The organism is Microterricola pindariensis (assembly GCF_002936985.1).
GTDB lineage: Bacteria > Actinomycetota > Actinomycetes > Actinomycetales > Microbacteriaceae > Microterricola > Microterricola pindariensis.
The window spans coordinates 1-10,443 of the sequence record NZ_MPZN01000093.1; the positions used below are offsets into that span (position 1 = coordinate 1).

A 10,443-nucleotide genomic window follows, 5' to 3' on the forward strand; every position below is an offset into this window, starting at 1 on the left:
CGACACCGCCGAGCTCGCGGCGCTGTCTGCCCGCGGCGTGCCGGCGCTCGTGGTCGCGGCGCCGCGCGACCCGGTGCACCCGGTGGAGGTGGCCGCCGAGTGGGCAGAGGGGCTCGGGGCCGAGCTGCTGACCGTGCCCGCCCGCGACGACTCGCAGCCCGCGCAGACCGCCGCGCTGCGGGCAGGCCTCGCCGAATGGCTGCGCACGGCCGGCTGAGCCGCGCCGCACGCAGCTTCCCCGCTCCGCGCTCGACTGCCCCGCCCGCTGCGCACTCGGCTGCCCGCCCGCTGCCGGGCAGCCGGAAGGCCCGGGCCCCGCACGCGCGGAACCCGGGCCTCGTCGTGGTGCCTCGAATTAGCGGCGCAGGTGGCTGCCCGCGTAGTCGAAGCTGTCGGCCGTGATCTGCGCGCGGGCCGCCATGCGGCTGCCGTCCTCGAAGAATCCGGTCTTCATGACGGCCAGCGTCATCGTGGCGTGTGCCGCGGCGTCACCCAGCTCGCTCAGCGCTGCAGTGCTGAGGTTGTTGATGGTGTCGCAGGCCTGGTGGTAGCAGGCGTCGTACGGGGCACCGGCCGTGCCACCGAAGAGGGTGGCTTCCTCCGCGGTCTTCAGGCCTTCTGCACCGCTGAACAGCCCTCCGGCCGGGATGCCGGATTCGATGAAGGGCCCGTAGTCAGAGCGTCCGTCAAATGCCGTCGGTGCGCTGGCCAGCCCCTTCGAGGCGAAGTAGTCGGTGAACACCGTCTCGATCTGCGCCGATCCGGGAGGGCCCGAGAGTCCGTCCGGGTCGTCCGAGCCGTCTCCGTCGTACACGAATCGCACGTAGTTCGGCGATCCGAGCATGTCGAAGTTCAGGTTCGCGTAGATGGTCCCGAGCTCCGCGTCGCTGAGGTTGGCGACGTAGTGGGTGGATCCCAGGAGACCCTCCTCCTCGGCTCCCCAGAACGCGAAGCGCAGCTTCTGCTGCGGCTTGATGTTGAGCTTCGACATCTGGAGGGCGGTCTCGAGAATGGTGGCGGTGCCGCTGCCGTTGTCGTTGATGCCCGGTCCGGCCAGCACCGAGTCGAGGTGCGCGCCCACGACGACGACCTTGCCGGCGTCGCCCTTCTTCGAGTCAGCCAGGATGTTCTTGGTCGTGCGGGTCTCGGAGATCGTCGACGTGCTCAGCGAGAGCGTGACAGCACCACCTTGTGCCGCCGTGTAGAGCGCTGCTCCGTCCGCGTAGCTCAGCCCGACAACCGGCACCGCTGCCGGTGCGCCGAGGGTCACGCCGGTGAGCAGGTCGGTGCGCCCGGGGTTGCCCTCGTTGAAGATTGCGGCCGCGTCATAGCCGGCCGCAACGGCGTTGGCCACCTTCACCTCAAATGTGCAGGTGCCGCGCTGGATGAGTGCGATCTGCGGCTCGGTTGCCGACGCCGGGGCGAAGTCCTCCGGCAGACATCCGGATGCCGAACTCGGCGTCGGGGTGGCCGGGACGACGGTGTTCAACGTCGCCACGAGGGTGCCGGTGACGGAGCCGCTGCCCGAGTAGTCCAGCGTGGCGACCTCGTAGTCGGTGGGGCTCGGCGACAGCTGGCTGAGCGCGGCCGGGCCGGTCTCCTCGTAGTAGGGGAAATCGAACGGCTGCTCGGTGACCGTGTAGCCGGCCTTGCGCAGCTGATCGCTGACGTAGGCCGCCGAGGCGTCAAAGCCCGGCGTGCCGGAGGCGCGCGTTCCGCCGTTCTGGTTCGCGATCCGCTGCAGCACCCGCGCATGCGTCAGGATGCCGTTCGCGGTCACGGCCTTGAGCAACTTGTCGGTGCTCTGGCCGCCGTTGCCGTTGCCGTTCCCGTTGTTGCCGCCACCGTTGCCGTTGCCGTTGTTCCCGTTGTTGCCGTTGTTGCCCTTCGGGCCGTTGTTGCCCTGCTGGCTGTTGCTGTTGCCCTTGCCGTTGTTGCCATTCCCGTTGCCGTTGGCCAGCGCCGGCGCAGCGGGCACCAATAAGGCCGCCACCACCAGACCGGTGAGAACCATTGCTTTCTTGCGCACGATATCTCCTCATCCGCTTGTACCCCCTTTGGGGCACAATGCTCATGGCTAGTAGGGTTGCCCAACGCGGGCATCGGCGACCAAAATCACCCCCAAATCGTTACAATCGGCGTCCGGTCGCCACCGCGCGCCGGGCGGTCGAGCGGGTCGGTCGAGCGGGTCGGCTGAGCGTGGCGAGAGCCAGCGAGACCCCACGATGCGTTGCGTTAGCGTAGTCAGCGGAGCAGAGCATACGAGGAGCAGCGGATGTCGGAACAGAACACCATGCGCGCGGCGGTCATCGACCGCCTCGGCGAGGCAGACGAGCTGCACCTGGCCGAGACCGCGCGGCCCCTGCGCATCAGCGACGAGGTGCTGGTGCGCGTCGTCGCCGCCGGGGTCAACCCGATCGACGTGAAGACCCGCGCCGGCCGCGGCACATCCGCCGCGATCGAGTCGTTCCCAACCGTGCTCGGACTGGATTTCGCCGGCGTGGTGGAGCAGGTGCCGTACGCCGCACACCCGCTGCAGCCCGGCGACGCCGTGTTCGGAATGGGGCGCTACCCGCGCGGCGGCGGCAGCTACGCCGAGTACATCGCGGTGTCGTCGATGAGCGTGCTGCCGAAGCCGGCCTCGCTGAGTTTCGCCGAGGCCGCTGCCCTCCCGGTCGCCGCCCTCACCGCCTGGGGCATGATCGTCGAGCTGGGCAAGGCCCACCAGGGACAGCGCGTGCTGGTGCACGCCGGCGCCGGCGGGGTGGGCCACTTCGCGGTGCAGTTCGCCCGCTTCTTCGGCGCCCACGTCACGGCGACCGGCTCGGCCGGCAACGCCGAGTTCCTGCGCGCGCTGGGCGCCCACGAGGTCATCGACTACCGCAGCGAGCGCTTCGAGGAGCGCGTGCAGGACATCGACGTCGTCATCGACCTGATCGGCAATGTGCACGCAGACACCGGAACCCGCTCGCTCGACGTGCTGCGCCCCGGCGGGCTGCTGGTGAACGCCCCGACCGGCAGCTGGCCGAGCATGGCTGCGGATGCCGCGGCCCGCGGCATCCGCGCAACCGGTTACAGCATCGCCCCCGACGCCCGCACCCTCGCGGTGATCAGCCGGCTCATCGAGCAGGGCCAGGTGCGCCCGCACGTCCAGCGGGTGTTCCCGCTGGCCGAGGCCGCCGAGGCGCACCGGCTGCAGGAGTCGGGCCATGTGCGCGGCAAGCTCGTGCTGCGCGTGGACGAGACGCTCGAGTGAGCATGACGGCCGTGGTCTGGTTCCGCGACGACCTGCGGGTGGGCGACAACCCGGCGCTCACCGCGGCGATGGCCCGCGGCACCCGCGTCCTTGCGGTCTACGTGCTCGACGAGGTCTCGCCCGGGGTGCGCCCGCTCGGCGGGGCGGCCCGGTGGTGGCTGCACCAGAGCCTGCAGTCGCTGCGCGCCAGCCTCGAGCGGATCGGCGTGCCGCTGGTGCTGCGCCGGGGCGCCGCCGAGGCCGTGCTCCCGGCCGTCGCGACCGAGGCCGCGGCGGACGCCGTGTTCTGGAACCGCCGCTACGGCCGCGCGGAGCGCACCGTCGATGCGGCACTGAAACTCGGGCTGCGTGCGGCCGGGCTGCACGTGCAGAGCCACGCGGCCTCGCTGCTCTACGAGCCGTGGACGCTCATGACCGGCGCGGGCCAGCCCTATTCGGTGTTCACCCCGTTCTGGCGCCGGGCCAGCTCGATGCCCGAGCCGCGCCGCCCGCTGCCGGCGCCGGAGGCACTGGCCGGGCTGAACGGCTCGCCGCAGAGCGCTGCGGTGCAGAGCGCGACGGTGCAGAGCGAGCCACTGGAGAGCTGGGGTCTGCAGCCGAGCGCGCCCGACTGGGCCGGCGGGCTGCGCGCCGCCTGGCGGCCGGGCGAGCAGGGGGCCCTCGACCTGCTGGCGGAATTCCTCGACGAGAAGCTGTCGCTCTACCCCGAGCAGCGCGACGAGCCGGCCGAGGACGTGACCTCGCGGCTGTCGCCGGCGCTGCGCTGGGGCGAGATCAGCCCGCACATGGTGTGGCACGAGACGATGCGGGTGCGCGCCGCCGCGGCATCCGGGCGAATCGGCTCGGAGGGGGCGGCCTCGGCATTCCTGCGCCAGCTGGGCTGGCGCGAGTTCGCCGCCCACGTCAGCTTCCACGCACCGGACCTGCACCGGGTCAATTGGCGCCGGGAGTTCGACGCGTTCGAGTGGCCGCCGCTCGATCAGGGCGCGCTGACCGCCTGGCAGCGCGGCCAGACCGGGGTCCCGCTCGTGGACGCCGGCATGCGCGAGCTCTGGGCGACCGGCACCATGCACAACCGGGTGCGCATGGTCGTGGCGTCCTATCTCAGCAAGAACCTGCTGATCGACTGGCGGCACGGCGAGGAATGGTTCTGGCAGACGCTCGTCGACGCGGATGCCGCGAGCAACCCGTTCAACTGGCAGTGGGTCGCCGGGTCCGGCGCGGATGCCGCACCGTACTTCCGCATCTTCAACCCGGTGCTGCAGCAGCAGAAGTTCGACCCGCACGGAAGCTATGTGCGCAGGCACGTGCCCGAGTGGGGAACGCCGGAGTACCCGGAGCCGCTCGTCGACCTCGGCGAGAGCCGCCGGGCCGCACTCGCGGCCTACGACCGAGTGAAGCGCGCCACACGCTCCGCGCCCGCGCCCGCGCCCGCCTAGCCGCGCCGGCCCGCGCCGCGGGCGCCCCCCTATCCCCCTGCGACGAGCGCGGAGCCGAGTGCACTGCGCAGGTAGAGCACGCTGTGCCCGTAGCGCGTGGAGGTGAGCAGGCCGGCCTCCCGCAGCACCCGCAGGTGCTGGTTCACGGCCGAGGTCGACACCCCGAAGCGGATGCCCAGCTCGGTCGAGGAGCACGGCTCGCCGAGCGCGATCAGCAGCCTGGCCCGCGCCTCTCCGACGATTGCGGCGAGCGCCGCCGGGTTCGCCGCCCGCTCCGCCTCCCACATCGCGCCCTGTCCTCTGGCCGGGTAGAACATCGTCGGCGGCTCGGTGGGGTCGATCGGCGCCGAGGCGCGGTTGGTGAACATCGTGGGCACGAGCGTGAGCCCCGCGCCGCCCGCCACGTCGCGGTCCAGCGGGTCGCGCAGCCGCACGGTGAGCACCCGGCCGTCGAAGTCGGCGGTCGGCGCCAGCCCGTTCAGCATCGCGGACAGGCCGTACTGGACCAGCTGCCGGCCCCGGTAGACGATGTCGGCCTCGAGGATCGTGCGCATCCGCGGCCAGTACTCGGCGAAGCCGGCCGCCCACAGCCCCTCCAGCGCGGTCACCATGCGTGCGATCGCCGCCCGCGGCGGGCCGTCGAGCGCGGCCGGCATCCGCCCTTGGTGCACCAGGAGCAGCTGCTCGGTGAACCGCTGGCTGGGCAGCGCGCGCAGCACGTCGAGCTCGTCGCCGAGACGGGTCAGCGGCGAGAGCGGCCGGGGGTTCAGGAAGTCCGGGGTCCACAACCGCTCGTCCACCAACGCCATCAGCGCATCGAGGTCGAGGCCGGCCCGCGCCTGCTCGGTGCGGCGCAGCCAGGGCAGCTGCAGCGGGTATCTGGCCGGGTCGCGCAGTGCACGGAGCGAGAGGCCCAGCTCGCAGAGCGGGGAGAGCCCGAAGCGCACATTGCCGAGGTCGGCCTCCGTCAATGCGAATCGCAACATGTAGCAAGACGCTACATCAATACGAGTGACTGTTCCGCGCGTGGGAGAAATGCAGCATGAGCACCAGCCCCGCCACCGACAGCATCGAGACCGTTCCAGCCCTCGGGGCGGATGCCGCCGGCACCTCCCCCGCTCCGGAGCGGCGCCCCGGCGGCATCCGCGCGGCCCTCGCCGACCCGGTGCTGCGCGTTCTCGTCGGCGCCACGCTCGTCTCCACGCTCGGCCGCGGCATCTTCTTCACGCTCACCGTCCTCTTCTTCACGCACTTCGTCGGCCTGGACGCCGGAGCGATCGCCCTGATCCTGGCCATCTCCTCGGGCGTCGGCGTCGCCACCTCCTACGCCGGCGGCCACTTCGCCGACGTCTTCTCGGCTCGGCGCATGCTTGTCGCGCTCATCGCCCTCGAGGGCCTGGCGATGGCGAGCTATCCCTTCGCGGGCGACTTCGGCATGGCCCTGGTGCTGGCGTGCATCGCCACCGGCCTGAACCGCGCCAGCAACTCCACCCGCTCGGCCATGATCGCCCGCGCCTTCGACGCCGAGCACCGGGTGTCCACCCGCGCCATCCTCCGCACGGTCACGAACATCGGCATCGCGGCGGGCGGCGCCATCGGCGGCCTCGCCCTGCTCGCCGGCACGATCGAGGCCTACCGCGGCCTCATGATCGCGGCCGGGGTCGTCTACCTGCTGAGCGCCGTGCAGCTGCTGCGCCTGCCCGCCCGCGTCGATGCGCCCCCGCGGGAACGTCGCGCCCGGCTCGCCGTCGACGCCGACACCGCGGCGATCGCGGCCCACGAGGTCGCGACGGCCCGGCAGGCCGCCGAGGCCGCCACGGCCGCCGCGCGCTCACCGTTCCGCGACCGCCGCTACCTGGCGCTGACCGCGCTGGCCGGGGTGTTCGGAATGCAGTTCGCACTCGGAGAGATCGGCGTTCCGCTCTGGATCGTGCACAACACCGCCGCCCCCGACGTCATGGTGTCCGCGCTGCTCATCGTCAACACGGTCATCGTGATCGCCCTCCAGATTCCGCTCTCCCGCGGCAGCGACGACATCCGCAAGGCCGGCCGGGCCGTGCTCATCGCCGGCGCGTTCATGCTGATCGCCTGCGGACTGTACGCGCTGGCGGCGGGCCCGGATGCCGCGGCCGGCAGCGCCGGGGTCGGAGCGGGTGTCGCGATCGTGCTGCTCCTCGGCGGCGCGCTGTTCCACGCCTTCGCCGAGATCCTCTCCGCAGCCGGAACGTGGGGGCTGAGCTTCGAGCTGGCCGAGCCGTCGCGAGCCGGCGCCTACCAGGGCATGTTCGGCATGGGGTTCTCGCTCGGAACCATGCTCGCCCCTCTCGTCATCACGGCGACGGCCCTCGAACTCGGGCTGCTGGGTTGGGCGATCTTGGCCGTGCTCTTCGTCGCCGCGGCGATCGGCATCTGGGTGATTGCGCGGCGCGCGGCACCGGTGGCAGCCTCCGCCTAACCTGGACCTTCGGGCAAGTCGGGCAGTCAGCACCACGCTAACTCGAGGGAGCCTGCGACCGAAGCCAACAACCCGGGACGGCGGCACCACGTTGGCTCGAGGGAGCCTGCGACCGAAGCCAACAACCCGGGACGGCGGCACCACGTTGGCTCGAGGGAGCCTGCGACCGAAGCCAACAGCCCGGGACGGCGGCCGCTAGAGCGCCCGCTCCAGCACGTGGTCGTTCTCGTACACGCCGCCGAGCAGAAACCGCTTGCGGCCGACGGCGGCGAAGCCGCTCTTCTCGTAGAAGCGGATCGCCCGCGCGTTCTGCTCGTTGACCCCGAGCCAGGCGCCGGCGGCCCCGCGCTGCCGGGCGGCGTCGAGGGTGGCTGCCATCAGCGCGGCGGCGACGCCGGCCCCCTGCGTCTCGGCCAACACGTAGCACTTGCTGAGCTCGACGGTGGGGCGGATGCCGACCGCCGCGGCCACGTCGGGGTCGCCCGGGTCGCCGAAGACGAGGAGGGTGTAACCGACGGGCCGCCCGCCCTGCTCGGCGAGCAGCACGAGCCGGGTCGGATCATCGAGGTACTCCGCGAAGCACTCGACCGAGAGCACGTCGCGCAGAAACTCGGCGATCGCCTGCTCGGTGGTCTGGGGCGGGCAGGCCAGGCGAAACGTCGCGGCGGCCACTTCGGCGAGCGCCGCGGCGTCCGTGGGATCTGCGGGGCGCACGTTCACGGCAGTCATCGCAACAGGATAGTGCGGCCTGCACCGGAAAGGGCAGGCACGGCCCGCTGGGTGGGCCCACCGGCGAGAGGGGCTCACCCAGCGGAGGGGCTCAGAGGAACCGGGCGTACGCCCCGACCGTGAGGAACGTCGGGAACTCCGCCTCCAGCGCCACCGTGGTGAAGACCTCGATGGCGTCGTCGAAGCGGTCGCCGTCGAAACGGGTGAGGCCGCCTGCAACCTGCCCCAACACCTCGCCGAGCCAGGCCCGGTCGATGCGGCGGCCCTCGGCGGTCACGGTGTTCTCGTGCACCCACTGCCACACCTGCGAGCGGGAGATCTCGGCGGTCGCCGCGTCCTCCATCAGGTTGTCGATGGCGGCCGCGCCGATGCCGCGCAGCCACGACTCGATGTAGCGCAGCGCGATGGCGACGTTGCCGTAGACGCCGGACTCGGTCACCTGCCCGCCGACGGAGCCGATGTCGAGCAGCTGTGCGGCGGTGACGCTCACCTCGGAACGGGTGCGGTGCAGCTGGTTGTTGCGTTCCCCGAAAGCCAGGTCGAACTCGGCGCGCGCCGTCGGGATGAGGTCGGGGTGGGCGACCCAGGTGCCGTCGAAGCCGTCGGTGGCCTCGCGGCGCTTGTCGGCGGCGACCTGCTCCAGGGCGCGCTCGGTGATCTCGGGGTCGCGCCGGTTCGGGATGAATGCGCTCATGCCGCCGATCGCATATGCCCCGCGCTTGTGGCAGGTGGCGACGAGCAGCTCGGTGTACGCCCGCATGAACGGCACCGTCATCGTGATCTGTTTGCGGTCGGGGAGCACGAAGCGGCGCCCGCGCGAGCGGAACGTCTTGATGATGGAGAAGATGTAGTCCCAGCGCCCTGCGTTCAGCCCGGCGCAGTGCTCGCGCAGCTCGTAGAGGATCTCCTCCATCTCGAACGCGGCCTGGATCGTCTCGATCAGCACCGTCGCCCGGATGGTGCCGCGCTGGATGTGGATGTAGTCCTGCGCGAAACCGAAGATGTCGTTCCACAGCCGCGCCTCGAGGTGGCCCTCGAGCTTGGGCAGGTAGAAGTACGGCCCGCTGCCGAGCTCGATCAGCCGGGTGGCGTTGTGGAAGAAGTACAGCCCGAAGTCGACCAGGCTGCCGGAGGCGCTCATCGAGCGGCCGGCGCGGTCGTGGAAGCGCAGGTGCTTCTCGACCAGGTGCCAGCCGCGCGGCCGCATCACGATCGTCGGGGTGTCCGGGCCGCCGATGTCGTGCGTGACCGTGTATTCCTTGCCCTCCGGGCTGGTGTAGCTGAGCGTGCCGGCGAGCGCGTCGAGCAGGCTCAGCTGCCCCTCGATCACGTTCTGCCAGGTGGGGCTGGTGGCGTCCTCCTGATCGGCGAGCCAGACCTTCGCGCCCGAGTTCAGCGCGTTGATCGCCATCTTGCGGTCGGTCGGGCCGGTGATCTCGACCCGACGGTCTTCGAGGCCGGGGCCGGGGCCGGCGACCCGCCAGCCGGCCTCGGCGCGGATGTGCGCGGTCTCGGGCAGGAACTTCGGGTCACGGCCGTTGGCCGCGTCGACCCGGGTCTGCAGGCGGGCGGCGAGCCGGTCGTGGCGGATGCCGGCGAAGCGGTCGTGCAGCGCGGCGAGGAAGCGCAGCGCCTCCGGGGTCAGGATCTCCGCGTAGCGCGGGCCCATCTCGCCGATGACCTCGATGCGCGGGTCGTGCGCGGGGAAGGTGGGCACGGACGCGGTGCTCGGCCGGGGCTCTGTGAGTGTTGCGGTGGTGTTCATGGTCGTTTCTCCTTGCGAATTCAGTGAGCGGGTTTCGACGGGCTCAGCCAACCGGTGGCCCGGAAACCGACGGGTTAGAACTGTTCGGCCTCGGTCGATCCGACGAGGGCAAGGGTGGCGCTGTCTGGGTTGAGCGCCGTGGCGATCCGGTCGAAGTAGCCTGTGCCGACCTCCCGCTGGTGGCGGGTTGCGGTGTAGCCGGAGGCTTCCGAGGCGAACTCGGCCTCCTGCAGCTGGACATAGGCACTCATGTGCCGCGTGCAGTAGTCCTGGGCGAGCGTGAACATGGAGTGGTTGAGCGAGTGGAACCCGGCCAGCGTGATGAACTGGAAGGCGTAGCCGAGGGCCGCGAGGTCGCGCTGGAAGGTGGCGATCTGCTCGTCGTTCAGGTGGCGCTTCCAGTTGAACGACGGCGAGCAGTTGTAGGCGAGGCGCTTGCCCGGGAACTCGGCGTGGATCGCCTCGGCGAAGCGGCGGGCGAGCTCGAGGTCCGGCTCGGCGCTCTCGACCCAGATCAGGTCGGCGTACGGCGCATAGGCGAGGCCGCGGGCGATGACCGGCTCGATGCCGTTCTGCACGTGATAGAAGCCCTCGGCGGTGCGCTCCCCCGTGACGAAGGGCTTGTCGCGCTCGTCGTGGTCGCTGGTGATGAGCGTGGCGGCGAGCGAGTCGGTGCGGGCGATGACGATGGACGGCACGCCGGCGACATCCGCGGCCAGGCGGGCCGCGTTGAGGGTGCGGATGTGCTGGCCGGTGGGCACGAGCACCTTGCCGCCCATGTGGCCGCACTTCTTCTCAC

The 10,443-nt window shown here is 71.4% G+C and carries 8 protein-coding genes and 1 pseudogene; 4 read left to right on the top strand and 5 right to left on the bottom strand.

Annotation, left to right across the window (positions count from 1 at the left end; genetic code table 11):
* Positions 1–217, top strand: a 217-nt coding sequence (locus GY24_RS16265; protein ID WP_193953633.1) for an alpha/beta hydrolase, incomplete at its 5' end; no start/stop codon positions are given.
* Between the two features lie 138 nt (positions 218–355).
* Here GY24_RS16265 and GY24_RS16270 read toward each other — a convergent pair.
* On the bottom strand, positions 356–2,029 hold the full coding sequence (locus tag GY24_RS16270; protein WP_202972971.1) for a M20/M25/M40 family metallo-hydrolase: 1,674 nt from the start codon (positions 2,027–2,029) through the stop codon (positions 356–358).
* 246 nt (positions 2,030–2,275) lie between these two features.
* Here GY24_RS16270 and GY24_RS16275 point away from each other — a divergent pair, with 246 nt between their 5' ends.
* The gene (locus GY24_RS16275; RefSeq protein ID WP_233279427.1) at positions 2,276–3,256 is read left to right on the top strand and encodes an NADP-dependent oxidoreductase; all 981 of its coding nucleotides are present in this window, start codon (positions 2,276–2,278) and stop codon (positions 3,254–3,256) included.
* 2 nt (positions 3,257–3,258) lie between these two features.
* Positions 3,259–4,695, top strand: a complete 1,437-nt coding sequence (locus tag GY24_RS16280; RefSeq protein WP_104477561.1) for a cryptochrome/photolyase family protein — start codon at positions 3,259–3,261, stop codon at positions 4,693–4,695.
* 29 nt (positions 4,696–4,724) lie between these two features.
* Here GY24_RS16280 and GY24_RS16285 read toward each other — a convergent pair whose 3' ends face one another.
* Positions 4,725–5,681, bottom strand: a complete 957-nt coding sequence (locus tag GY24_RS16285) for an ArsR/SmtB family transcription factor (RefSeq protein ID WP_104477563.1) — start codon at positions 5,679–5,681, stop codon at positions 4,725–4,727.
* Positions 5,682–5,737: 56 nt separating this feature from the next.
* On the opposite strand from GY24_RS16285, the gene GY24_RS16290 reads away from it, so the two are divergent.
* Entirely contained in the window at positions 5,738–7,150 is a 1,413-nt protein-coding gene (locus tag GY24_RS16290; RefSeq protein WP_104477565.1) for an MFS transporter, read from the top strand.
* Positions 7,151–7,345: 195 nt separating this feature from the next.
* Here GY24_RS16290 and GY24_RS16295 read toward each other — a convergent pair whose 3' ends face one another.
* From GY24_RS16295 to GY24_RS16305, 3 genes and pseudogenes are all read right to left on the bottom strand, one after another.
* Complete coding sequence (locus GY24_RS16295; RefSeq protein ID WP_104477567.1) at positions 7,346–7,879, bottom strand: GNAT family N-acetyltransferase; 534 nt, start codon at positions 7,877–7,879, stop codon at positions 7,346–7,348.
* Between the two features lie 91 nt (positions 7,880–7,970).
* A complete protein-coding gene (gene aceB, locus GY24_RS16300; RefSeq protein WP_104477569.1) occupies positions 7,971–9,644 on the bottom strand; it encodes a malate synthase A in 1,674 nt (557 codons plus the stop codon).
* Positions 9,645–9,718: 74 nt separating this feature from the next.
* Positions 9,719–10,443: pseudogene (locus tag GY24_RS16305) on the bottom strand (isocitrate lyase); the annotation flags it as partial.

Excerpts from the sequence above, each read along its gene's own strand:
- aceB (WP_104477569.1), bottom strand. The coding sequence starts at position 9,644 with ATGAACACCACCGCAACACTCACAGAGCCCCGGCCGAGCACCGCGTCC.
- GY24_RS16285 (WP_104477563.1), bottom strand. The coding sequence starts at position 5,681 with ATGTTGCGATTCGCATTGACGGAGGCCGACCTCGGCAATGTGCGCTTC.
- GY24_RS16290 (WP_104477565.1), top strand. The coding sequence starts at position 5,738 with ATGAGCACCAGCCCCGCCACCGACAGCATCGAGACCGTTCCAGCCCTC.
- GY24_RS16280 (WP_104477561.1), top strand. The coding sequence starts at position 3,259 with ATGACGGCCGTGGTCTGGTTCCGCGACGACCTGCGGGTGGGCGACAAC.
- GY24_RS16275 (WP_233279427.1), top strand. The coding sequence starts at position 2,276 with ATGTCGGAACAGAACACCATGCGCGCGGCGGTCATCGACCGCCTCGGC.
- GY24_RS16295 (WP_104477567.1), bottom strand. The coding sequence starts at position 7,879 with ATGACTGCCGTGAACGTGCGCCCCGCAGATCCCACGGACGCCGCGGCG.